This is a genomic window from Enterobacter cloacae complex sp. HYC033_NIDB (assembly GCF_056673335.1).
On the sequence record NZ_CP115123.1, the window covers coordinates 4,656,953 to 4,681,050 of the forward strand.

General features: G+C 54.0%; 26 protein-coding genes. 13 read left to right on the forward strand and 13 right to left on the reverse strand.

All coding sequences use genetic code 11. From position 1 onward, the window contains the following. Positions 1–45: 45 nt before the first annotated feature. The 3 genes from araE to kduI form a co-directional block, all read right to left on the reverse strand. Complete coding sequence (gene araE / locus O1721_RS22235) at positions 46–1,461, reverse strand: arabinose-proton symporter AraE (RefSeq protein WP_032649389.1); 1,416 nt, start codon at positions 1,459–1,461, stop codon at positions 46–48. Positions 1,462–1,773: 312 nt separating this feature from the next. Next, positions 1,774–2,535, reverse strand: a complete 762-nt coding sequence (gene kduD, locus O1721_RS22240; protein WP_003862835.1) for a 2-dehydro-3-deoxy-D-gluconate 5-dehydrogenase KduD — start codon at positions 2,533–2,535, stop codon at positions 1,774–1,776. Between the two features lie 63 nt (positions 2,536–2,598). Beyond that, positions 2,599–3,435, reverse strand: a complete 837-nt coding sequence (gene kduI, locus O1721_RS22245) for a 5-dehydro-4-deoxy-D-glucuronate isomerase (protein ID WP_032649391.1) — start codon at positions 3,433–3,435, stop codon at positions 2,599–2,601. A 300-nt stretch (positions 3,436–3,735) separates the two neighbouring features. Here kduI and O1721_RS22250 point away from each other — a divergent pair, with 300 nt between their 5' ends. Further along, positions 3,736–4,911: an oligogalacturonate lyase family protein gene (locus O1721_RS22250; RefSeq protein ID WP_032649393.1), complete on the forward strand. Its 1,176-nt coding sequence runs from the start codon at positions 3,736–3,738 to the stop codon at positions 4,909–4,911. Positions 4,912–5,064: 153 nt separating this feature from the next. Here the strand turns inward: O1721_RS22250 and O1721_RS22255 are convergent, their stop codons facing one another. The 3 genes from O1721_RS22255 to O1721_RS22265 form a co-directional block, all read right to left on the reverse strand. Continuing rightward, a complete protein-coding gene (locus O1721_RS22255; RefSeq protein ID WP_003862842.1) occupies positions 5,065–5,748 on the reverse strand; it encodes an oligogalacturonate-specific porin KdgM family protein in 684 nt (227 codons plus the stop codon). Between the two features lie 317 nt (positions 5,749–6,065). Next, positions 6,066–7,244: an acetyl-CoA C-acetyltransferase gene (locus O1721_RS22260; RefSeq protein ID WP_017692722.1), complete on the reverse strand. Its 1,179-nt coding sequence runs from the start codon at positions 7,242–7,244 to the stop codon at positions 6,066–6,068. A gap of 92 nt (positions 7,245–7,336) precedes the next feature. Next, positions 7,337–8,203, reverse strand: coding sequence for a LysR family transcriptional regulator (locus O1721_RS22265; RefSeq protein WP_032649394.1), 867 nt, complete (start codon positions 8,201–8,203; stop codon positions 7,337–7,339). 101 nt (positions 8,204–8,304) lie between these two features. On the opposite strand from O1721_RS22265, the gene O1721_RS22270 reads away from it, so the two are divergent. Both O1721_RS22270 and O1721_RS22275 read left to right on the forward strand, forming a co-directional pair. After that, complete coding sequence (locus O1721_RS22270) at positions 8,305–8,769, forward strand: multidrug/biocide efflux PACE transporter (protein ID WP_022651793.1); 465 nt, start codon at positions 8,305–8,307, stop codon at positions 8,767–8,769. A 116-nt stretch (positions 8,770–8,885) separates the two neighbouring features. Continuing rightward, a complete protein-coding gene (locus tag O1721_RS22275; RefSeq protein WP_032649396.1) occupies positions 8,886–10,115 on the forward strand; it encodes an amino acid permease in 1,230 nt (409 codons plus the stop codon). Between the two features lie 33 nt (positions 10,116–10,148). On the opposite strand, the gene O1721_RS22280 is transcribed toward O1721_RS22275, so the two are convergent. Next, the gene (locus O1721_RS22280) at positions 10,149–10,421 is read right to left on the reverse strand and encodes a GNAT family N-acetyltransferase (RefSeq protein WP_032649397.1); all 273 of its coding nucleotides are present in this window, start codon (positions 10,419–10,421) and stop codon (positions 10,149–10,151) included. Positions 10,422–10,431: 10 nt separating this feature from the next. Next, complete coding sequence (gene yjdI, locus O1721_RS22285; protein WP_015571774.1) at positions 10,432–10,662, reverse strand: 4Fe-4S mono-cluster protein YjdI; 231 nt, start codon at positions 10,660–10,662, stop codon at positions 10,432–10,434. A 453-nt stretch (positions 10,663–11,115) separates the two neighbouring features. Here yjdI and O1721_RS22290 point away from each other — a divergent pair, with 453 nt between their 5' ends. The 7 genes from O1721_RS22290 to O1721_RS22320 all read left to right on the forward strand — a co-directional run bounded on the left by O1721_RS22290 (position 11,116) and on the right by O1721_RS22320 (position 17,467). Then, complete coding sequence (locus O1721_RS22290; protein ID WP_015571775.1) at positions 11,116–11,304, forward strand: con-10 family general stress protein; 189 nt, start codon at positions 11,116–11,118, stop codon at positions 11,302–11,304. Between the two features lie 90 nt (positions 11,305–11,394). Further along, positions 11,395–11,892: a YciE/YciF ferroxidase family protein gene (locus tag O1721_RS22295; protein ID WP_003862851.1), complete on the forward strand. Its 498-nt coding sequence runs from the start codon at positions 11,395–11,397 to the stop codon at positions 11,890–11,892. A 60-nt stretch (positions 11,893–11,952) separates the two neighbouring features. Next, positions 11,953–12,459, forward strand: coding sequence for a ferritin-like domain-containing protein (locus O1721_RS22300; protein ID WP_017382870.1), 507 nt, complete (start codon positions 11,953–11,955; stop codon positions 12,457–12,459). Between the two features lie 17 nt (positions 12,460–12,476). Beyond that, the gene (locus tag O1721_RS22305) at positions 12,477–13,349 is read left to right on the forward strand and encodes a manganese catalase family protein (RefSeq protein WP_015571777.1); all 873 of its coding nucleotides are present in this window, start codon (positions 12,477–12,479) and stop codon (positions 13,347–13,349) included. A 70-nt stretch (positions 13,350–13,419) separates the two neighbouring features. After that, positions 13,420–14,823 carry a cytochrome ubiquinol oxidase subunit I gene (locus O1721_RS22310; protein WP_017382872.1) on the forward strand — a complete coding sequence of 468 codons (1,404 nt, stop codon included), beginning with the start codon at positions 13,420–13,422 and terminating at the stop codon, positions 14,821–14,823. Then, positions 14,823–15,833 carry a cytochrome d ubiquinol oxidase subunit II gene (gene cydB / locus O1721_RS22315; RefSeq protein WP_015571779.1) on the forward strand — a complete coding sequence of 337 codons (1,011 nt, stop codon included), beginning with the start codon at positions 14,823–14,825 and terminating at the stop codon, positions 15,831–15,833. The genes O1721_RS22310 and cydB overlap by 1 nt, the downstream gene beginning before the upstream one ends. Before the next feature lie 8 nt (positions 15,834–15,841). Further along, positions 15,842–17,467, forward strand: a complete 1,626-nt coding sequence (locus O1721_RS22320; RefSeq protein ID WP_032649401.1) for an alpha-amylase family protein — start codon at positions 15,842–15,844, stop codon at positions 17,465–17,467. On the opposite strand, the gene O1721_RS22325 is transcribed toward O1721_RS22320, so the two are convergent. Genes O1721_RS22325 through O1721_RS22340 form a run of 4 tightly spaced genes read right to left on the reverse strand, consistent with a single transcriptional unit; the run spans position 17,468 to position 19,960 of the window. Continuing rightward, a complete protein-coding gene (locus O1721_RS22325; protein WP_015571781.1) occupies positions 17,468–18,454 on the reverse strand; it encodes an SDR family oxidoreductase in 987 nt (328 codons plus the stop codon). A 16-nt stretch (positions 18,455–18,470) separates the two neighbouring features. Then, complete coding sequence (locus tag O1721_RS22330) at positions 18,471–18,989, reverse strand: 2-oxo-tetronate isomerase (protein ID WP_003862863.1); 519 nt, start codon at positions 18,987–18,989, stop codon at positions 18,471–18,473. An 11-nt stretch (positions 18,990–19,000) separates the two neighbouring features. Continuing rightward, the gene (locus O1721_RS22335) at positions 19,001–19,447 is read right to left on the reverse strand and encodes a DUF421 domain-containing protein (protein ID WP_006811854.1); all 447 of its coding nucleotides are present in this window, start codon (positions 19,445–19,447) and stop codon (positions 19,001–19,003) included. Between the two features lie 9 nt (positions 19,448–19,456). Beyond that, the gene (locus tag O1721_RS22340; RefSeq protein ID WP_015571782.1) at positions 19,457–19,960 is read right to left on the reverse strand and encodes a hypothetical protein; all 504 of its coding nucleotides are present in this window, start codon (positions 19,958–19,960) and stop codon (positions 19,457–19,459) included. Between the two features lie 139 nt (positions 19,961–20,099). On the opposite strand from O1721_RS22340, the gene O1721_RS22345 reads away from it, so the two are divergent. Continuing rightward, a complete protein-coding gene (locus O1721_RS22345) occupies positions 20,100–20,489 on the forward strand; it encodes a YdeI family stress tolerance OB fold protein (RefSeq protein WP_032649404.1) in 390 nt (129 codons plus the stop codon). 61 nt (positions 20,490–20,550) lie between these two features. Further along, positions 20,551–21,435: an SDR family oxidoreductase gene (locus O1721_RS22350; protein ID WP_032649406.1), complete on the forward strand. Its 885-nt coding sequence runs from the start codon at positions 20,551–20,553 to the stop codon at positions 21,433–21,435. Between the two features lie 102 nt (positions 21,436–21,537). Here O1721_RS22350 and O1721_RS22355 read toward each other — a convergent pair whose 3' ends face one another. Then, positions 21,538–23,520 (reverse strand): alkyl/aryl-sulfatase, encoded by a 1,983-nt coding sequence (locus O1721_RS22355; protein WP_479953431.1) that lies wholly within the window; start codon positions 23,518–23,520, stop codon positions 21,538–21,540. A 171-nt stretch (positions 23,521–23,691) separates the two neighbouring features. Here O1721_RS22355 and O1721_RS22360 point away from each other — a divergent pair, with 171 nt between their 5' ends. Beyond that, the gene (locus O1721_RS22360; RefSeq protein ID WP_032668600.1) at positions 23,692–24,090 is read left to right on the forward strand and encodes a hypothetical protein; all 399 of its coding nucleotides are present in this window, start codon (positions 23,692–23,694) and stop codon (positions 24,088–24,090) included. Positions 24,091–24,098: the final 8 nt, after the last annotated feature.

Genomic DNA, 24,098 nt, shown 5'->3' on the forward strand with positions numbered 1-24,098 from the left:
AGGCTATCGTAGGCCCGGTAAGCGAAGCGCCACCGGGCAATGACATTACACGCCGATATTACGTAGTTTCTCCCCTCTCATCAGCTTGCGTTCAATATGCTCCAGGGTCACGCCTTTGGTTTCCGGAATCAGCCAGAAGGTCACGCCGATAAATGCCACGTTCAGCACTGTATAGAGCCAGAAGGTGCCTGCCGCGCCAATCGCATCCAGCAGCGTCAGGAAGGTCGCGCCAATGATCATGTTCGACACCCAGTTGGTGGTGGTGGAACAGGTGATACCAAAGTCACGGCATTTCAGCGGCTGAATTTCAGAGCACAGGATCCACACCACCGGCGCGGCGCTCATCGCGTAACCGGCGATGCACATCATGGTCATGCCGACGGAGAGCCAGGAGAGGCCGCTGGACGCCGTGCCGTTATCGAACTGCATCAGGCAGTAGCCGAGTATTAAGGTGCCGAGCGCCATCACGCTAAAGCCAATTTTCAGGGCGGGTTTACGTCCGGCCTTATCAACGGTGAACACCGCGATAAAGGTGGCGAACATAAAGGTCAGCCCTACCACCAGCGTGGCGATCATCTGCTGTTCGGTGGTGGTAAAACCGGCCATTTTAAAGATGCGTGGGGCGTAATACATGATGATGTTCATCCCCGTGAACTGCTGCATCGCCTGTAACAGCATGCCGAGGAACACCGCGCGGCGCACGTTGCGGTTTGCCTTAAACAGCGACCAGCCGCCCTGCTTCAGCTTCAGGCTCTCGCGGATTTCGTTCAGCTCTTCACGCGCTTTTTCAGTCGTGTCGCGCAGCATGCGCAGCACCTCTTCCGCCTCCACGTGACGCCCTTTTTGCGCCAGCCAGCGCGGGCTGTTCGGCAGGAAAATGACTAACACAATCAGCAGCACCGCAGGCAGCGCCAACACGCCAAGCATTGCCCGCCAGTTGCCGCTGTAGCTGAAGTATGTATCCGACAGGAACGCCAGCACGATACCGAGCGTCACCATCAGCTGGTACATGCTGATCATCTTCCCGCGCACGTTTTCACTCGCCATTTCGGAGAGGTAAAGCGGCGCGGTGTAGGACGCGATACCCACCGCCACGCCCAGCAGCACGCGGGAGAGCAGCAGCACTTCAACGTTGGTTGCAAACGCTGAACCAAGAGAGCCGGCAACAAACAGGATCGCCCCGACCATCAGGCTGTATTTGCGCCCGAGACGGAACGACAGCCAGCCGTTAAAGAGCGCGCCGATGGCCGCGCCGAGCATCATGCTGCTCACCACCCACTCTTGCAGGCGGTTGCTTAACGTAAAGTGGTCGGTAATAAAGGGCAGTGCGCCAGCGATAACGCCGATATCCAGACCAAACAGTAAACCGGCTACGGCGGCCGCAACAGAAACAAACTGGTTCATGCGTCGGGTATCGCGCAGCGCAGCGGGCATAAGGGTAGAGTCATTTACAGATGTCATAGTTTCCTGCCTCAACAGCGAAATTCGTTAAGTGAAATTACGAGATACCGGAAGAAAGTGTCAGGCCGGAACTGGTGAAGATATGGATTATTTCGCTACGACATACCGATCTGTGATGGACATTACAATTTCAAATCAGGGTGGTTTAACCTTATTTTTTATTAATTAGTTAATATTTAAGCAATAAATGTGTGACACCCGTCATTCATTCCTTTTCAGTATGGATTTTTCATCTTTAAGGATATGGATAAAGCCAATTTTGGCGCAAAAAAAACCTCCACCCGAGGGCAGAGGTTCTTTATTCGGGGTGAATTATCGTGCCAGCCAGCCGCCGTCAACGGCAACGGTGTAGCCGTTAATATAATCCGAAGCCGGGGACGCCAGGAACACAACCGGGCCCATCAGATCGCTCGGCAGACCCCAGCGGCCCGCTGGAATACGCTCCAGGATAGCTGCACTGCGCTCTTCATCCGCACGCAGCTGCTGGGTATTGTTGGTGGCCATGTAGCCCGGCGCAATCGCGTTGACGTTGATGTTGTGCTGCGCCCACTCGTTCGCCAGCAGACGGGTCACGCCCATCACGGCGCTCTTCGATGCGGTGTAAGACGGCACGCGGATGCCGCCCTGGAAAGAGAGCATGGAGGCAATATTGATGATCTTGCCGCCTTTCCCCTGGGCGATGAAGTGCTTCGCAGCCGCCTGGGACATAAAGAACACGCTCTTGATGTTCAGGTTCATCACGTCGTCCCAGTCCGTTTCGCTGAAGTTAATCGCGTCTTCACGACGGATCAGGCCGGCGTTGTTGACCAGAATATCGATATGCCCAAACTCCGCCACCGCGCGATCCAGCAGCTCAGGGATCGCATCGATTTTGCGCAGGTCCGCGGTCAGGCTCAGGAAACGGCGGCCCAGTGCGGTGACGCGCTCGATGGTTTCCGTTGGCTCAACGATGTTAATCCCGACGATATCGCAGCCCGCTTCCGCCAGACCTAACGCCATACCCTGCCCCAGCCCGGTGTCACAACCGGAAACCACAGCCACTTTACCTTGCAGAGAAAATGCATCCAGAATCATGTTTATTCCTTAATCGTTCAGCGCCTGTCAGCAACAGGCAGATATATACTTAACTGCCTGCGACTAGCGCAGATCCTTAACAGCGACGTGGTCCATGTCATCGAAGACCTGGTTTTCACCGACCATACCCCAGATAAAGGTATAGGCTTTCGTTCCCACACCAGAGTGGATAGACCAGCTCGGCGAAATGACCGCCTGCTCGTTGTGCATAACGATATGGCGCGTCTCCTGCGGCTGTCCCATCATGTGGAACACGCAGGCGTCTTCATCCATGTTGAAATAGAAGTAGACCTCCATGCGCCGCTCGTGGGTATGGCACGGCATGGTGTTCCACAGGTTGCCCGGCGCAAGCTCGGTCAGCCCCATGCTGAGCTGGCAGGTTTCCAGCACATCCGGAACAAAGTATTTGTTGATGGTGCGACGGTTGCTGGTGAGGTTATCGCCAAGGGTCACCGGGGCAACGTCCGCTGGCGTGACTTTTTTGGTGGGGTAAGTCGTATGAGCCGGGGCGCAGTTGTAGTAAAACTTCGCCGGTTTGCTGCCATCAATGCTGGCGAACATCACTTCTTTCGCGCCTTTGCCGACGTACAGCGCATCGCGGTGACCAATTTCGTAGCACTGGCCATCGACGGTAATGGTGCCCGGCCCGCCGATGTTAATCACGCCCAGTTCACGGCGTTCGAGGAAGTAGCTCACGCCCAGCTGTTTGCCCACTTCACCGCCCACGGAGACGGTTTTCGCTACCGGCATAATCCCGCCCACAATAATGCGGTCAATATGGCTGTAGACCATGGTGTACTTGTCGGCTTCGAACACTTGCTCAACTAAAAACTCACTGCGCAGCCCCTGAGTATCCAGCGTTTTAGCGTGCGCACTGTGGATGCTTTGTCTGACGTCCACGTAAACCTCCAGAATTGATCGTGCCCGAAGGCAAAGATAAATAACGAAACAACGTTCCGTTTTCGTGATGAACACATATTATCCCCTGACCACGGGGTTTTCAATTGCATTTAAAACAACGTTTCATTTTTTCTGCTTGTTTATGCCAGAAATGGTGTTTCGATCACGATAAATCTTTAAGACCCTCAATCTGGTTAATGAAACTGAGAAAGTGCGCTGTCAGTCACACATAATGAAACAACGTTTTGATAATTTAACACCCAGTTTTCAACCTACATTACGCGTTCAAAGGAGTGCATTATGGCTAAAGGTATGCGGGTCAAGCTGAACTACGAGGTCAGCCGCGATCCGGATACAGGCGTGGAAGTCACCCGCCTGACCCCACCGGAAGTAACCTGTCATCGCAACTACTTTTACCAGAAGTGCTTCTTTAACGATGGCAGCCACCTGCTGTTCGCCGGGGAGTTCGACGGTCACTGGAACTATTACCTGTTGGATCTGAAAAAAGCCGAAGCGGTACAGTTGACCGAAGGCGCGGGCGATAACACCTTTGGCGGGTTTCTCTCTCCGGACGATAAATCCCTCTACTATGTGAAGAACGATCGCACCCTGCTGGAGGTGGATTTACAGACGCTGGCAGAGCGCGAAGTGTACCGCGTTCCGGAAGAGTGGGTCGGCTACGGCACCTGGGTCGCGAACAGCGACTGCACCAAACTGGTGGGTATTGAGATTGCCAGACGCGACTGGACGCCACTCAACGACTGGAAAATTTTCCACGACTTCTTCCACAAAGGGCCGCACTGCCGCCTGCTGCGCGTTGATCTGAAAACGGGTGAAAGCACCACCATTCATGACGAGAAGATCTGGCTGGGACATCCGATTTATCGCCCGTTCGATGACAATACCGTGGCCTTCTGTCATGAAGGGCCGCACGACCTGGTCGACGCCCGCATGTGGCTGGTGAACGAAGATGGCAGCAACGTGCGGAAAGTGAAAACGCACGCGGAAGGTGAAAGCTGTACACATGAATTTTGGGTGCCGGACGGGTCCGCGCTGATCTACGTTTCTTACCTGAAAGGTCAGCAAGGGCGCACCATCTCCCGCTTCAACCCGGACACCGGCGTGAATGAAGCGGTAATGAACATGCCCGCCTGTTCGCATCTGATGAGCAACGTCGACGGCACCCTGCTGGTTGGCGACGGCTCCGGTACGCCTGTCGATGTGAAAGACACCGGCGGCTACACCATTGATAACGATCCTTATCTGTATGCCTTTGACGTGGCGAAGAAAGCCTGTTACCGCATCGCCCGTCATGACACCTCATGGGCTACGGTGGCGAACAGCCGCCAGGTAACCCACCCGCATCCGTCCTTCACGCCGGACGAAAAAGCGGTGCTGTACAGTTCCGATAAAGACGGCAAACCGGCCCTCTATATCGCGAAACTCCCTGAGCAACCTGAAATGTTGCATGTCTGATTTGAGTTAGTGTTTCTGTAACTGGCCTTGCCCTCCGTTTCGGAGGGCTTTTTTTTGGGTGATTGCGCGACATACGAAACGACGGAGTGGAAGGAAGGTGTAGGCCGGGTAAGCGAAGCGCCACCCGGCAGTTTTAGCGAAGAAGATAAATTATCAGAAGGAGTACGCCACGCCTAAACGGAAACGGGTCTGGCGTTCGTCCGTGTCTTTAACCCCCACGTTGCCCACCTCCACATACGGCGCCCAGTTTTTATCCCATTTGTAGGCCAGCTTGGCGTTATATTCGTTGGAATAATCTTTATTGTTATTTCGGGCCACGCCTTCAGAACTTTTCGCGTAAACATAGTTCAGCTCGGTACGCCAGTCACCTAATACCCAACCGACCCACGCATCGCCACGGTTAACTTTATCATCGTCCTTATTTGAGCTTGACGGGTAGCGGGTATATTCGTAACGGTAACGCGCAGCCACGTAGAAGCCATTGTCGAAGCTATATTGCACATGCAGATTCGGTTTATAAATGGTGCGGCTGTCTGTGCTTTCAATCGTAAACGCAGGGGTCAGGGCGATATTGTCTGTCGCTTTCCAGCGCCAGCTAATCTGATCTTCGTGACCGTTCCCCACTACATCCGCGAATGGCTGATCTGCCTTGTCCCCGCCTGATTTCCACTTCGCCTCGACTGAAAAACCAAAGCCATTATCAAAGCGGTGCGAGACGGCAACACGGTCGGCATTCGAGCCGCTGTCAATATATTCGTGACGCAGATCGACGGTAACGGCGCTAGCCGCAAAAGAGGCACTAATAAGGGAAGCAAGGAGCAGAGATTTCTTAAACATGAAAAAACCCTCAATTAAAATAACGTTTCGTTTTTATGAAACTTGAGTTTATTTTTTATGCACCGTTATTTTAGTGACAAGGATCGAAATTATTTGTTTCATTTTTTTTGGCAAAGATCGACGTGAACCCCATCAACAAAAAAAGGGTATCAACCGTAAATTTCAGGCGTGAGATCACATTAAGCACTTCACAAAGCAAATAATTAACCGCGCAATAATTATTGCGGGCTTCAGAAAGAACGCATAAGTGTTAAAAAAGGATTCTGCGGACACAAAAAAACCTCCCGTGGGAGGTTTTCTGTGCGCAGAGGGAGAAATTACCGTTCGATAGCCAGGGCCACCCCCTGCCCCCCGCCAATACAGAGCGTTGCGATCCCTTTTCGGGCGTTACGCTTTTTCATTTCGTGGACCAGCGACACCAGAATGCGGCAGCCGGAGGCGCCAATGGGATGGCCCAGCGCGATGGCTCCGCCGTTGACGTTGACCCGCAGCGGATCCCATTCCAGCATTTTCCCGACCGAGATCGCCTGTGCAGCAAAAGCTTCGTTGACCTCAATCAGATCCACATCGTTCAGCTCCCAGCCCGCCCGCTCCAGGCAGCGGCGCGTGGCATAGACCGGGGCGATCCCCATTAACGCGGGATCAACGCCCACGCTGGCAAACGCTTTAATCCGCGCCAGCACCGGCAGCGCCAGCTCCTGGGCTTTGCTTTCACTCATCATCATCACCGCCGCCGCACCGTCGTTAATGGATGAGGCGTTGCCTGCCGTTACGGAACCGAGCGTTTCAAAGGCCGGATCGAGTTTTGCCAGCCCTTCTGCGCTGGCATCGGTGCGCGGCTGCTCGTCGGTATCGACGATGAGCGCTTCGCCGTTCTGGCGCTGGGTACTGACCGGGACAATTTCATCGCGAAAACGCCCGGAGTCGATCGCTGCACGCGCTTTTTGCTGTGAGCTGAGGGCATATGCATCCTGAAGCTCGCGGCTGATACCGTATTCCCGCGCCAGGTTTTCCGCCGTTACGCCCATATGGTAGTCGTTGAAGGCGTCCCACAGCCCGTCGTGAACCAGGCTGTCAAGCAGCTGACTGTTCCCGAGCTGCGCGCCGGTCCGGCTGTCGGTCAGGACATGCGGGGCACGGCTCATATTCTCCTGCCCGCCGGCAATGACCACGTCCGCTTCACCGCACTGGATGGCCTGCGTCGCAAGATGGAGCGCTTTCAAACCTGAACCACAGACGTCGTTGATGGTAATTGCCGAAACGGTATTAGGCAGGCCGCCCTTCAGCGCCGCCTGGCGCGCAGGGTTTTGTCCCGCGCCAGCGGTCAGCACCTGGCCCAGGATCACCTCATCAATTTCATGTGCGGCAACCCCGCTGCGTTCCACCAGCGCTCTTACCACCACGCTGCCAAGATCAACCGCAGAGTGACGCGCAAGCGCTCCCTGAAAACAGCCGATAGCCGTACGTAACGCACCCACTATAACGACATCTTTCATCACGACCTCTGTGCAAAATGACATGACGATAGTAGAGGATTGTTATCAACAATTGACGCAAATGTTTAAAATTAGTGAGTTTAGTCACAGGATTATCGTGCGTCCTGTAAGTACTGGCGCAACCAGCTTCCGGCGACGCCGGGCGGGGTTCGTTTGTTCCATACCAGATCGATGGCAATCGACCTCGGCCAGCCCGGCACGTTCAGCTGCACCAGCGATTTCGACGCGGCAAATTCGTCGACCAGCGCGCAGGGTAACGCGCACCAGCCAAAGCCCTGTACCGCCATGCTCAGCAGTAACAGATAATTCGGCGCAGACCAGACCGGCCCGCGCGAAAGGGGCGCTTCCCGTTCAAGATAGGTGCTCAACCGCAGCTCGCGCCAGCCATGCAGCTCGTCCGCCTGCGTCTCATGTTGCCCTGCCAGAGGATGTCCGGCAGAAACGTAGATGGCCATCCGCGTCTGCATAGGCAGACGGGTCGCGCCAATATCGGTCGGGTAGCTGTCGCGCGCTTCCGTCAGGCCAATTTGCGCCCGCTCCTTTTGCAGCAGATCGATCACGTCCTCCTCTTCCCCAATCAGGCACTCAAATTCCGTGTGCGGAAAACGCTGGTCGAACTGGCTCATCATCTGTTCCAGCACGGCCGGGTTAAGCGTATCGGAGAGAACAAAGGTAAAACGCGCCTCCGTTTGCGCGGTTAACGATACGGCCAGCTCATCCAGGCGCGCGCTGGCGGCGAGTATCGACTGGACATAGCCCAGCACCTGTTCACCCTGGGCGGTTAATACCGGGTGACGCGCCGAGCGATCGAACAGCTCAAAGCCAAGGTCAGCTTCAAGGTTGGCGATGGAGGTGCTGATGGTGGACTGGCTTTTACGCAGCCGTCGTGCCGCAGCAGAAAACGAACCTGCGGCGACAGTTTCAACAAACGCGGTCAGTGCTTCGGGAGAATAACGCATGATGTATCTACTTTATCGATGGATACCATCTTTTATATATCACCTTAAGCGATAAGAATAGGCCGCATCAACGCCCATACTGGCGTCAATATGAGGTAAATATGCAACATCAGGATGCACTCCAACGTAAATTGCCGGAGCGGATCTTCCATGCCGTCTGTTTTGAAGGCATTGCTACGGCGATCCTCGCCCCGACGGCCGCGTGGCTAATGCAGCGCTCGGTGGTTGAAATGGGGGGTCTCACCATTATTCTGGCGACCACGGCAATGCTTTGGAACATTATCTATAACTTTGGCTTCGACCGTTTCTGGCCCGTCCAGCGGGTGAAGCGCACGGCGAAAGTGCGCGCCCTGCATGCCCTGGGTTTTGAATGCGGCTTTATTGTGATTGGCGTAACCATCGTTGCCGCCGTGCTGGGCGTGACGCTGCTCCAGGCTTTTACCCTGGAAATTGGTTTCTTTCTGTTCTTCCTGCCGTACACCATGCTCTACAACTGGGCGTACGACACCCTGCGGGAGAAAATCATCAAGCGCCGCCAGCAACGACGCGCCCTGGCAAGCGAATAACCTTCCGGCCGGAGACCTGCTCCGGCCCACCCCCTGCGAAGCAACGGCGACCTCAACGCATAATTATGGTAAATTGCACTCCTTTTTGTTCGTTTTATAGTTGATACGTTGCTCTAATGTCGAAAATTTGGTCAAAAGAAGAGACTCTCTGGAGTTTCGCCCTCTACGGCACTGCCGTGGGCGCAGGAACCCTGTTCTTGCCCATTCAGCTCGGCTCTGCTGGCGCGATTGTCCTGCTGATCACCGCCCTTGTGGCGTATCCCTTAACCTACTGGCCGCATAAAGCGCTGGCGCAATTTATTCTGTCGTCGAAGACGAAAGGCAACGAAGGGATCACCGGTGCCGTTTCGCATTACTACGGCAAAAAGATCGGCAACCTGATCACCACACTCTATTTTGTGGCCTTCTTTGTGGTAGTTCTGATTTACGCGGTGGCGATAACCAACTCACTCACTGAACAGCTGACGAAACGGATGACGGTGGATACCGGCATGCGGATGCTGGTGAGCTTTGGCGTAGTGCTGATTTTGAATCTGATCTTCCTGATGGGGCGGCACATCACCATTAAGGTGATGGGTTTCCTTGTCTTTCCGCTGATCGCCTATTTCCTGTTTGTCTCGCTGTATCTGACGGGCAGCTGGCAGCCGTCGCTGCTGACCAGCCAGATGGCCTTCGACCAGCATACGCTGCACCAGGTGTGGATTTCGATCCCGGTGATGGTTTTCGCTTTTAGCCATACTCCGATCATCTCGACCTTCGCCGTAGACCGTCGCGAGAAATACGGTGAAGAGGCGATGGGTAAATGCAAAAAAATCATGAAAGTGGCGTACCTGATCATCTGCCTCAGCGTGCTGTTCTTTGTGTTCAGCTGCCTGCTTTCGATTCCACCGTCGTATATCGTGGCGGCAAAAGAGGAAGGGGTGACGATCCTGTCCGCTCTGTCGATGATGCCATCGTCCCCGGCATGGCTGGGCATTTCCGGCATTATCGTGGCGATTATTGCGATGTCGAAATCGTTCCTCGGCACCTATTTTGGCGTGATTGAAGGGGCAACGGAAATTGTGAAATCGTCGCTGAATCAGGTGGGTGTGAAGAAAAGCCGCGCCTTTAACCGCGCGATTTCGATTCTCGGCGTGTCGCTGATTACCTTTGCGGTCTGCTGCATCAACCCGAATGCGATCTCAATGATTTATGCCATCAGCGGTCCGCTTATCGCCATGATCCTGTTCATCATGCCGACGCTGTCGACGTACCTGATCCCGTCATTAAAACCGTACCGCTCCATCGGTAACCTGCTGACGCTGATTGTGGGTGTGCTGTGTGTGTCGGTGATGTTTGTGGGTTGAGTATGCTGCCCGGCGCAATGCCGGGCATCTGTTTTACGCCCGAATATCGTCATACTCCCGCGTATTATCAAACTCATGCTTCGCAAATGGACACAGCGGGATAATTTTACGATTCTCACCGCGCATCTTCTCTACCACCTTCGCCACCAGCTGTTTACCCACACCCTGCCCTTTCAGGCTCAGATCCACATCGGTGTGCTCAATGATGCTCAGATGCTCGCCGGTCGGGACAAAGACGATCTCCGCTACCTGATTGCCTTCGGCGTCGTTGACGTAAAACTTGTTATGGCCTTCAAGAATTTCCATGGTTCCTCGCTTATTTTTGGCGGTACTTCAGCGCACCGCTCGGGCAGGTATCAATTACGCGCATAACCGTTTCTGCATCTACTTCATCCGGCGCGATCCATGGTTTACGCTTCAGATCGAACAGCTTCGCGCTGCCGCGCACGCAGTTGCCCGAGTGTTTGCAGATCCCGGTGTTGAAGTAGACATCGATTTTCTCACCGGTATAGGCCCGGTACCCCGCATCCAGTAGCTCCTGATCCATGACATTGCCTCTGTAATTATTGTGGTGACAAAAGAAGCATACCCTCACCCGATCCGCCTGACCACGTCAAAAACGAGGTTTAGCCACACTCTTTTCAGCGCATGACTTCTTCACGTTCATAGGATTATTCCGAATACAAGAACACCCGTTGCGAAGATATATTTTTGCGCTGTGTCAATTCTTGTAATAATTCACGCCACGTTCACATTAGGATTATTAGCCAAGCGCAATCTTAACCTCCGGATTTATTTTCATCTAACTGATGGATTTCCCATCCGTTTTTAAAACTCGTAACGAAGCGGTATTTCTTCACTCCCTGCAAAATTACCGCAAAACAACCCAGACAAGAAATTTGACTCTTCTCACATAACGACTAATGTTAATTTCTGAACGACAACTGATACGAATTACTTATCGTATCTCCTGACATAAACGCAACATGAGGGTTGATATATGGCAGAGCAACATCGTGGTGGTTCCGGTAATTTCGCTGAAGACCGTGAAAAGGCATCAGAAGCTGGACGTAAAGGCGGCCAGCACAGCGGCGGTAATTTCAAAAACGATCCGCAACGCGCATCTGAAGCGGGTAAGAAAGGGGGACAGAGCAGTCACGGCGGAGGCCGTAAATCTGATAACTCCTGATCTTATTTAAAGCTCTTATAAATATACCGAGAGCATGCTGCGGGCCCGTCGGCTCGCAGTACCTTCCCTTTATTTCACTGGAGCGAAAATATGAATATGAAAACTGTTGAAGATGTATTTATTCACCTGTTATCCGACACCTACAGCGCTGAGAAGCAGCTGACCCGCGCGCTAAGCAAATTAGCTCGCGCCGCATCCAGCGAGAAGCTGAGTGCCGCGTTCACGGCTCACCTCGAAGAGACGCAGGGACAGATCGAACGTATCGATCAGATTATTGAGCAGGAATCCGGTCTCAAACTGAAGCGCATGAAATGCGTTGCGATGGAAGGCTTAATTGAAGAAGCCAACGAAGTTATTGAGAGCACTGAGAAAAATGAAGTGCGTGACGCTGCATTAATTGCCGCAGCTCAGAAAGTTGAACATTACGAAATTGCCAGCTACGGCACCCTAGCCACCCTGGCTGAACAATTAGGCTATAAAAAAGCCGTTAAACTTCTTGCCGAAACGCTGGAAGAAGAAAAAGAAACCGATCTCAAATTAACCGATCTGGCTGTCGGTAATATTAATCAAAAAGCCCAGAAAGGATAATTAATATCTGATGAGCATCAGCACCAAAAATTAACCAAAAATAAATCACAGGAGTTAATTATGAATCATGTAGAACACTACCATGATTGGCTACGCGATGCCCATGCGATGGAAAAGCAAGCCGAATCCATGCTGGAATCAATGGCCAGCCGTATTGATAATTATCCCGACTTACGTGCACGAATTGAACAACACGTTAATGAAACTAAACACCAAATTACCGTGCTGGAAGAAATTCTCGACCGCAATGATATTTCCCGTTCGGTCATAAAAGATTCCATGAGTAAAATGGCGGCGCTCGGCCAGTCCATTGGCGGCATGTTCCCTTCCGACGAAATTGTTAAAGGCTCTATCAGCGGCTACGTTTTTGAGCAGTTTGAAATTGCCTGCTACACCTCTCTGCTGGCTGCGGCCAAACAAGCGGGCGATACCGCCTCCATTCCAGCCCTTGAATCCATTCTGGAAGAAGAGCGCCAGATGGCAGACTGGCTGCTCCAGCATATTCCACAGACGACGGAACAGTTCCTGCTGCGCTCCGACGCGGATGGCGTTGAAGCTAAAAAATAACGAAATAGGGAGAATGTATGTTTCGACACGTAAAACAGCTGCAATACACGGTACGCGTAGCCGAACCGAATCCGGGCCTGGCCAATCTTCTGCTTGAGCAGTTTGGCGGGCCACAAGGCGAACTTGCCGCGGCATGTCGTTACTTTACGCAAGGATTGAGCGACGACGATCCCGGTCGTAAAGATATGCTGATGGATATCGCGACCGAGGAGTTAAGTCACCTGGAAATTATCGGCACCCTGGTGGGTATGCTCAATAAGGGTGCGAAAGGCGAACTGGCGGAAGGCGTTGAAAATGAAGCGGAACTGTACCGCTCCATGACCGAGAACGGCAACGACAGTCATATCACCTCCCTGCTCTACGGCGGCGGTACTCCGCTTACTAACTCCGCAGGCGTACCGTGGACGGCGGCGTACGTGGATACCATTGGCGAACCGACCGCGGATCTGCGCTCTAACATAGCGGCCGAGGCGCGCGCCAAAATTATCTACGAACGGCTTATTAACGTAACGGACGATCCGGGTGTTAAAGATGCGCTGGCGTTTTTAATGACGCGTGAGGCAGCACACCAGCTCTCGTTTGAGAAGGCGCTCCAGTCGATCCGTAACAATTTCCCACCGGGTAAATTGCCGCCAATCGAAGAGTACACCAACAAGTACTACAATATGTCTGAGGGGGGAGAAGTTCGCGGCAGCTGGAACAGCGATAAGCACTTCGACTACGTGGAATCTCCTCAGCCAGCGGTCGATGGCGGTGACGGCGGCGCAAGCGTAACGCTCACTACAGAGCAGGAAACGCTGGTCAAAGCGATGTGCGCACGCACGAAATCCGACCCCAATGCCGATCCGCTTACCGGTGCCGAGCTTGGTGCAGGTAAGAAAAAACCGTAACCGGTTTTGCCAGGCAGCCTGAGGCTGTCTGGCAATGCCTTGTGCGCTATCAGTTCCAGAGGTACGGAGCATGTTCGAGCTTGATGCGTTTCATCTGGCCAGGATACAGTTCGCCTTTACCGTCTCTTTTCATATTCTCTTCCCGGCGATCACCATCGGGCTTGCGAGCTATCTGGTGGTTCTCGAAGGCATGTGGCTTCGCACCAAAAATGATGTCTGGCGCTCGCTATACCATTTCTGGCTGAAAATTTTCGCCGTCAACTTTGGTATGGGCGTGGTTTCCGGGCTGGTCATGGCTTACCAGTTTGGGACTAACTGGAGCGGCTTTTCCCAGTTCGCAGGCAGCATAACCGGCCCTCTGCTCACCTATGAAGTCTTAACCGCCTTCTTCCTGGAAGCTGGTTTCTTAGGCGTGATGCTGTTCGGCTGGAACAAGGTCGGCCCCGGCCTGCACTTCTTTGCCACCTGCATGGTGGCGCTGGGCACGCTGATGTCCACCTTCTGGATCCTCGCCTCTAACAGCTGGATGCACACCCCGCAGGGCTTCAGTATTCAGAACGGTCAGGTCATTCCCGAAGACTGGCTGGCCATTATCTTTAACCCTTCATTCCCTTACCGCCTGATCCATATGTCCATCGCCGCCTTCCTGTGCAGCGCCTTGTTTGTGGGCGCGTCCGGGGCATGGCATCTGCTGCGCGGTAACGATACGCCCGCTATTCGCACAATGTTCTCCATGGCCATGTGGATGGCGCTGCTGGTCGCGCCCATTCAGGCCGTGGTTGGGGATATGCACGGCCTGAATACGCTTGAGCACCAGCCTGCCAAAATCGCCGCTATTGAAGGCCACTGGGAAAACCCGCCCGGCGAGGCCACCCCGCTGCTGCTGTTTGGCGTACCGGATATGGAAGAGGAGCGCACCAAATACGGGCTTGAAATTCCCGCGCTCGGCAGCCTGATCCTGACGCACAGCCTGGATAAACAGGTCCCGGCGCTGAAGGATTTCCCGAAAGAGGACCGCCCTAACTCGCTCATCGTCTTCTGGTCCTTCCGCATTATGGTCGGCATGGGGCTGCTGATGATTACCCTTGGCGTGTTGAGCGTCTGGCTGCGCTATCGCCGTCGACTCTATCACTCGCGGCCATTCCACTGGTTTGCCCTCTGTATGGGGCCTGCCGGACTGCTCGCGCTGCTCGCCGGGTGGGTCACCACCGAAGTGGGCCGCCAGCCGTGGGTCGTTTACGGCTATCTGCGCACGATAGATGCGGTGTCTCTGCACAGCACGTTGCAGATGAGCATCAGCCTGCTGGCCTTTATCGTGGTCTACTGTTCGGTGTTTGGCGTGGGTTATGTGTATCTCGCCCGGTTGATTAAGAAAGGTCCGCAGCCTGTGGGCACGCTAACGTCTAATACGTCGGGCACCCCTGCCCGTCCGCTGTCCGCCGCCGAGTCCGTTCCGGAAGAGGAGAAGATCTGATGGGCGTCGATATCCCGGTCATCTGGTTTGCCATTATTGTCTTCGCCACGCTGATGTACATCATTATGGACGGTTTCGATCTCGGTATCGGCATGCTGTTCAGCTTTGTGGGCGATGCCAAAGAGCGCGACGTGATGGTGAACAGCGTCGCCCCGGTCTGGGACGGAAATGAAACCTGGCTGGTTCTCGGCGGTGCAGGATTGTTCGGCGCGTTTCCGCTGGCTTACGCGGTGATAATTGATGCCCTGACCATCCCGCTGACGGCCATGCTGATCGGGCTTATTTTCCGCGGGGTGGCGTTTGAGTTTCGCTTTAAGGCGACCCCTTCACACCGCAAATTCTGGGACTACTCCTTTGCCGGCGGTTCCCTGCTGGCAACCTTCAGCCAGGGGATTGTGGTTGGCGCGATGATCAACGGCTTTGACGTGGAAGGGCGTCGCTTTGTGGGCTCCTCGCTGGACTGGTTCACCCCGTTTAATCTGTTCTGCGGGCTGGGCTTAATTGTCGCCTATACCCTGCTGGCTACCACGTGGCTGATCATGAAAAGCGAAGGCGCGCTGCAAAACCGGATGCGCGAGCTGACCCGCCACGTGCTGCTGGCGCTGATCGCCGTTATTGCGGTGGTAAGTATCTGGACCCCGCTCGGCTGGCAGTTTGTCGCCGAGCGCTGGTTTACTCTGCCCAACTTTTTCTGGTTCCTGCCGGTTCCGGTTCTGGTGGCGGTATTCAGCCTGTGGATCTGGCGGCTGACGCGCAATCCCGACAGCCATGCCCGTCCGTTCCTGTTAACGCTGGGCCTGATCTTCCTCGGCTTTAGCGGCCTGGGCATCAGCCTGTGGCCACACATTATTCCGCCGCACATCACCCTGTGGGAAGCCGCCGCGCCGCCTGCCAGCCAGCTGTTTATGCTAATCGGCACGCTGTTAATCATCCCGGTGATCCTGGTTTATACCGCCTGGAGCTACTACGTCTTCCGGGGCAAAGTGTCTGATACCGAAGGTTATCATTAAGGATTGCTATGGCAGGCTGGCATACACGCGCCATTATTTACCAGATTGATACCGCCCTGTTTTACGATCTTAACGGCGATGGCTGTGGCGACATCGCCGGAATCACCGCGAAGCTGCGCTACATCCGCCGGATGGGCGCGACGGTCATCTGGATCACCCCGTTTTACCTCACGCCTTTTCTCGATGAAGGCTATGACGTGAGCGACCATTTGCAGGTCGATCCCCGCTTCGGCAAGCTCAACGATATCATCGCCTTTATCGAACAGGCGCGGGAGCTGGGGATGCAGGTCATTATTGAGCTGCTGATCCAGCATACCTCGGATGCGCATCCCTGGTTTCAGCAGGCCCGCCGCAACCCTCAGTCACCCTACCGGGACTATTATCTCTGGTCCGACACGGACGACGACGATACGCCGCCGATGTTCCCCGGCGTGGAGAAGAGCATCTGGACATGGGACGATGAGGCGGGGCAATACTACCGGCATATGTTTTATCACCACGAGCCGGATCTCAATCTGGCCTCCCCTGCGGTGCTAAAGGAGATTGAGAACATCATCATCTTCTGGCTAAAGCTCGGGGTGTCGGGCTTTCGCCTGGATGCGGCATCGCACCTGACAAAACAGGCCGGACATGGGGATGAAAAACGCGGCCTGTGGATCCTGGAGCATCTGCGCCGTCTTATCGGGCAGCGTAACCCGGACGCGATCCTGCTCGGCGAAGTCGACGTGGAGGTCGAGGCCTACAAAGATTATTTTGGTCAGAACGACCGGCTCAACCTGGTGCTGAATTTCTGGCTCAATAAGTACTTTTACGTCAGCCTGGCAGAGAAGAGCGCACGACCGCTGCGCAACGCGGTGAAGAAGATGATTGTGCCACCGGACTCCTGCTGCTTCGCCAACTGGCTGCGCAATCATGATGAGCTGGATCTGGAAGGGATAGGAAAAAAAGCGAAGCAGACCGTCATCGATACCTTTGCCCCTGACGAAGAGATGAGTGTGTATCAGCGAGGTATCCGCCGCCGTCTGGCGCCGATGCTTAATGGCGATCGAAAGCGGCTGGCCTTTTGCCATGCGGTCTTGTTTTCGCTGCCGGGCGTACCGGTCATGCGCTACGGGGATGAGATTGGCATGGGGGATGATTTGGATCTGGAGGAGCGTTACGCCGTACGCACCCCGATGCAGTGGGCCGGATCGCAAGGCGGCGGTTTCTCAGATGCCGACCCGGAAACTTTTGTCGCCCCGATGATTGACCACGGCCCGTACCGCTATCAAAAAATCAACGTGGCGGATTCGCTGTTGCACCGCAACTCACTCCTGCACTGCATTATCGATATCGCCAATACGCGCTCGGAGTTCCCTGAGATCGGCGTCGCGCCGTTTCGTCTTATTAATATCGACAGCGATGCGGTACTGGGGATCTATTACGAAACCGACACGCGCAGCATTCTGACCTTCGTTAACTTCAGCGATAAGCCCGTTAATTTTACCGCCAGAGGGATCCGGCATGCGACCTGGACCGCCTGCCTGGCGGACAAACGTTACGATGACGCGCTTGTGTGCGGCAAAACCGTCGCGCTTAACCTCAGCGGCTATGGCTACCGCTGGTTCTGGACCGATCGTACCGCACTGCGCTGATTATCGTCTCCGCGAGAGCAGCAGACGGGCCACGATCGCGCCCGTGACGGCAAGGGAGCCGAGCAGCACTTTCCCCGGCATGCCGGAGGTGACGCTGATAGCGCGCTCTTTTGCTTCGTCGGTGAAGTGCCCGTGGATTTTATGCAGGTCGTTAACCGGCTGATCCAGATAGTCCTGACGGTCATCCGCATTTAACGTATCGGTCATCTGCCCTTCCCAGGCCTTTTTAACCATCAGCCGATCCAGAAAGCCGGGGAAAAGAAATTGCCCGACAATCGACTGGACGGTGCTGCTGCCCACCCACAGTTCCCGCACCGGTTTCTGCGCCACCTTAAAAATAGCGCTGGCAGCTACTTCCGGCTGAAAAACGGGAGGAACCGGGCGCATCGCCCAGGCAAATTTATTCCTCGCCCACTCGAACTGCGGCGTATTGAGGCCCGGCATCTGTACCATTGCGATCTGCACCCGGCTGTTTTCATGCATCAGTTCGGTGCGCACAGCATCGGTAAATCCGCGGATTGCGGCTTTCGCCCCGCAGTAGGCTGACTGCAAGGGAATGGAACGGTAGGCCAGCGCGGAGCCAACCTGAATAATCGTTCCGCGATCGCGTGGGGTCATTAACTCCAGCGCGGCGCGGGTGCCGTTAACATAGCCCAGATAGGTCACCTCGGTGACGCGGCGAAACTCCTCCGGGGACATGGTGCGAAACGGCGCCAGCATCCCGCCCATAGCGTTATTCACCCACACATCGATGGCCCCAAGCCGGTATTCAATCTCGTTAGCAGCATCGGTCACCGCCTTGCTGTCGGCCACGTCGGCCTGAACGGCACGGGCGTTGATCCCAAAACGGCGCAACTCCTCTTCTGTGGAGCGCAGGCTCTGCTCGTCGCGGGCAATGATGCCCACATCGTAGCCCGCTTTGGCAAAGTGCAGCGCCGTGGCTTTCCCCACGCCCGCCGTACCGCCGGTAATAACGATCACAGCCATAGCCTTTCCCCTTGTTTCAGACGTTATCCCAGCCGGAGAGTATTTCGATCAGTTCAGACAGGGAATAACGCACCGCTTTATCCACCACATCCTGACATTCACCGGAAAACAGCACGGTGCGGGTTTCCGTCTGTCCGCGAATATTCCAGCCGAAGCAGACCGTACCGGCTGCGGTGCCATCGTCGCCGCCTTCCGGTCCCGCATAGCCGCTGATGGCAAGGCCGATATCCGCCTCGGCAATTTCGCGAATTTTAGCGGCCATCTCGGTCACCGTTTGTTCACTGACGGCGGTGAAGCGCTCAATGGTTTCGTGCCGCACGCCGAGGATCCTCTCCTTCGCCGCATCGCTGAACACCACCATGCCAACGTCATAAAATTCCGCCGTGTTCTCTTCGGCACAAAGCGCAACCGCGAGATTGCCGCCGGTACAGGACTCTGCGGTGGTTAACCGCAAACCTCTGTCCGTAAGCTGAGTGGCGAGCTTTTTCGTCAGCTCGCTGATGGTGCTGTTGCTGTCGTGAATAAGGTTGCTCATCGCGTTGCCCCTTAATTTTCGTCAGGAATAATAGAAATATGACCATTACGCTCAAGAATAGCGTATTTAATCTCCTTCAATTCTGTAATACCGTGATTCTGGCGGGCTGATACCAATATATCATCACAGGACACATCGACCTTTTTCAGTTTATCGGCAAGGGGAACACCGTTCTCCACCAATATCACCGGCGTGCCATCAAGAATATTCTCAACAGTGGAAAAATATTTTTTCAGCAGGCCAAAAATAATATCCACAACCACCAGCGTCGTTATTGTAATCATTGCTCCGGTGACGGAGAAATCTTCGCCAAGCAGCGCCTGTTGTGTCGCCTCACTGATAATTAAGAGCAAAATAAGGTCAAAACTGGTCATTTGTAGCAGAGCGCGTCGCCCGGCAACTTTAAACACAATGACCAGAAACAGGTAAATTGCCAGGGCACGAAAAACCATGTCCATATTTGACTCCTAGGGGTAAATAAACTGCCAGAAATGGATATCTGGCTCGTTGTTTACGCGGATACTGTTTGTCCACTTCCCTGCTTTTGACGGCGTGATAAATAACAAAACGGTAAATTTATCGGTCTGTTGTAAACGATCGTAGACGAGAAACAGGGTATTCCCCCGGCTGTACATGCTGTCCGGCTGTGGCCAGACGCTGCCTGGCTCATACGCGTCGCTGCTTTCGCTGGTCATGCTGAGGGTATATTTCCCCTCAGACGTCACCGGAAACGTCAGTGCCATCCGCGATTCGGTCTGGCGGCGACCGAAGCGCTCATAGCTCAGGGTCAGGGATTTTGCTTCGTTTGTTTTCTCCACGTCGCTGACCGCGCCGCTGGAAAACAGGCCGGCTATCGCGGCCACGATAATAGCTAACAGCACAATAAAACCCACCTGGCGAAATGCATACTCAAACGTCAGTAAACGGCTACTCTCTTTTATCCCAGGCACTTTTTCATTTTTTGGTTCCATGGCTGTGGTCACCGTTTCGCTTAATTGCCGAAATTTATGATTTTCCTGTGCAAATGCTTTTAAGACTTATCACATTTGCCACATAAAGGAATAGCAACAATACTTAATAAGTCAAGACATCCAAAATGAAGGATATCAGATGAAATTATCAGTGATTTCAGCCTTGTTTATATTAATTATCCCTACTGCATGGGCAGATAATAACGGCGGGTTACAAAAGGGTGACGCGCCGCCACCGCCGCATGCGCTGGACAGCGGTTATCGTGGTACCGATGATGCGCGCATTATGACCATTACTCAGGCGAAAGAGATGCATGATGGTGCCTCTATTTCATTGCGCGGCAATCTTATTGATGGCAATGGCGATAAATACGTATTCCAGGATAAAACCGGGAAAATCGACGTTATTATCCCGAAAGCCGTATTTGACGACAGAACCGTGGAACCTGACAACATGATCAGTATTAGCGGCTCGCTCGATAAAAAATCATCCCCACCCGTAGTGCGGGTCAGCCACTTGCAAAAATAATTCAGCGAAGCGTTAACGCTGTAACTATCCATCAAATCTCACCCCTAACAAGGAGTTAGCTATGAGTGATAATGAACAACGTACGAACGCTTACCCAACGCCACCTTTCCCGGAGCAGCCCCAGACGCCACCGGGTCTGGCCTCTGAGATGGAACCCGTACCCGACCACGGCGAGAAGAGCTACAAAGGGCATGGTCGTCTTGCCGGTAAGAAGGCGCTAATTACCGGGGGCGATTCCGGCATAGGACGCGCGGTAGCCATTGCCTATGCCCGCGAAGGGGCAGATGTCGCGATTAACTATTTGCCGGAAGAGGAAGAAGACGCAGCGGAAGTCATCGCCCTGATTAAAGCGGAAGGACGGAATGCCGTCGCGCTTCCGGGCGATGTGCGGGACGAAACTTTTTGTCAGAACCTGGTGGAGCAGGCCGTCTCAAAACTGGGCGGGCTGGATATCCTGGTGAATAACGCAGGCCGCCAGCAGTACCGTGAATCGTTGGAAGAACTGACCACGGAAGATTTTGACGCGACCTTTAAGACCAACGTCTATGCGCCTTTCTGGATCACAAAGGCGGCGTTGCGCCACATGAAAGCCCCCGCCTCCATCATTAACACCTCATCTGTACAGGCGGTGAAACCGAGCGCCGTACTGCTTGACTATGCGCAGACCAAAGCCTGTCTCGCGGTGTTTACCAAAGCGCTGGCGAAACAGCTGGGACCGAAAGGGATACGCGTGAACGCGGTAGCGCCGGGACCTTACTGGACCGTGCTTCAGCCCAGCGGTGGGCAACCACAGGAAAAAGTGAAACATTTTGGCGAGAGTACCCCTCTGGGACGCCCGGGACAGCCCGTGGAGATCGCACCGCTGTATGTCACCCTGGCCTCGGATGAGTGTTCATACACCTCCGGGCAGGTGTGGTGTTCAGACGGCGGGGATGGCGTCATCTAGCGCTCAAGGCGCGCAGAGTGTAGGCCGGGTAAGGCGAAGCTGCCACCCGGCAAATTGTTGCAGGCGAAAGCTAAAGGGCTGCGAAAGCAGCCTTTTTTACGTTTAAGGGGTGACGACAGGAAACCAGAAGCTGAAGCTCTCCATGCAGCGCAGCATTTCGTTTACCTTCGCGGCATTGCCGACGATCGTCACCTCTCCTGCCTGTTGCGCCTTTTTCAACGTGGTCTCTTTGAGGATGATTTTATTCAGCGTTTCGCGGCTGAGCGTGATGGTTGCATCCGGATCTTGTGCCTGAGCGTTGGCGCTATGGTTCAGCACGCCATTCTCCAGCTCCAGCTTGTACCTGCCGCCCTCGCGGCCCAGATCAACGTTAAAAATCCCTCTGGCATTCGCGGCTCTGACGCCGTTAAGGTGAACGCCGAAGTAGTCAAAAATCATCTCAGTCGACATGGCACGGACCGCATCCGGGCTGGCGGTATTGGGCGTCGGCATCCTCTTCACGCCGTTACGCAACGCCTGCGCACCGGTGAGGTAGGCGTTACGCCAGGGTCCTGACTCAGCATGGTATCCCAGCTGTTCAAACGCGTCCGCTTCCAGTTCGCGCGCCGCCTTATTATTGGGATCGGCAAAAACGACTTTATTCATCACCTGCGCCACCCAGCGGTAATTTCCCCGGGCATAATCAACCCGGGCTTTTTCAAGGATCGCGCGGGCTCCGCCCATGTAATCGACATATTTTTTCGCCGCCTCGACCGGAGGCAGTTCATTGAGCGTCGCCGGATTGCCGTCGAACCAGCCAAGATAGTAGACATAGGTGGCTTTGACATTGTTGCTTACCGAGCCGTAATAGCCACGGCCTGCCCAGGATTTCGCCAGCCCGTAAGGCAGGGCGAAATTAGCGGCTATCTCATCCCTCGTCAGCCCTTTATTCGCCAGCCTCAGCGTCTGGTCGTTGATATAGCGATAGATATCACGCTGGCTTTTCATCAGCTTCACCACTTTCTTATTACCCCATGTGGGCCAGTGGTGCTGCGCGATAATAATTTCCGCTTTATCCCCCCAACGATCGAGGGCGTTATTGATGTATTTTGACCATGCCAGCGGATCGTGTATCTTCGCCCCGCGCAGCGAGTAAGTATTGTGCAGGGTGTGAGTGACGTTCTCTGCTGCTTCAATCAGCTTTTTCTCTTCCACATACCAGAGCATTTCAGACGGCGCTTCCGACCCCGGCGCCAGCATAAAATCATAGGTGAGACCGTCGATGATCTCTTTCTGCCCGTCTTCGGTAATGGCGTGAGTGGGCGCGATAAGCGTGACCGTCCCGGCTGAGGTGGTCGTCCCCAGACCCGCCCCTACCTGACCTTTTACATTGGCCTTTAACAGGTTTCCGTAGATATAACTGGCACGGCGGCTCATGGCATTTCCGGCCATGATATTTTCCGATACCGCCTCTTCCATAAAACCTGCTGGAGCATAGACTTTCACTTTGCCGGTTATCACTCCCGCTTCATCGACTACGCCACGCACGCCGCCATAATGATCGACATGACTATGGGTATAAATAACGGCAACAACCGGGCGTTTGCCACGATGTTGAACGTAAAGATCCATGCCCGCTTTGGCCGTTTCCGCAGACACCAGCGGATCGATAACCGTGATCCCCTCTTTGCCCTCTATAACCGTCATATTCGACAGATCGAGGTTACGGATCTGGTAGACGCCTTCCGTGACCTCAAACAGACCGCCAATATTATTCAGCTGCGCCTGACGCCACAGGCTCGGGTTGACGGTATCCGGCCCTTTTTGCCCTTCTTTGATAAAAGCGTATTTCTGGGGGTTCCAGATAACGGCGCCTTTTTCGCCTTTAATCACCGCGGGTGGCAGCGGGGCAATAAAGCCTTTGTGCGCATTTCGGAAATCCGTCTTATCAAAGAAGGGCAGTTGACCATAAAGTGCATCATTCATCTCTTTCGTATGGGCAGTGGCTCCCTTCCCTTCCTTTTGTGCCAGGACAGGCAATGAGGTCAACGACACTAATAGCAGACCAGCAACGGCCATCGCACTAACGAGAGTTTTAAATTTCATACTTCCTCGAGGAGTTATATTCACGCTGGCGGTACATGGGGGGAAAGGAGGCTATCACCAGGCTTATCTTTAACCTATGGAAATAACGTTTATAAATAAATTAGTTTATTCTTTCGTCGCTGCGTCCTTAAGGGATAATGCTGAGTCCAGTTATTTCCCCGGAGTGATTCGATGAAGAGCCTGCCGTTCTTTTTCGCTGTATTAACCCTCAGCACATTAACAGCCTGTAGTTCTCCCCAACCAGACAATGTTGAAAAAATTAATCATCTGCAAATTCCACTGGTGTTGCCGGGGGAAAAACCGCCGCAGGCACAGATATCGCATATCGTGTCTCTTTATCAGGAAAATAAACAGCAGATCGAGACCTTAACGCGCAGCGTAAAATCACAGTATCTACAGGACACCACCGCAAAAGAAATTTTTGTTGCGGACAGTGACGTTCAACGCGTCTATGCCTCGCTGACCAAACTGGAACAGTTAGATATGGTTAATCAGCAATACCTGAAAGATAATAATGTCACGGGCCTGCAAAATATTCATATCATTCTTGAACCGTTATTCACCAGCTGAAAATAAAA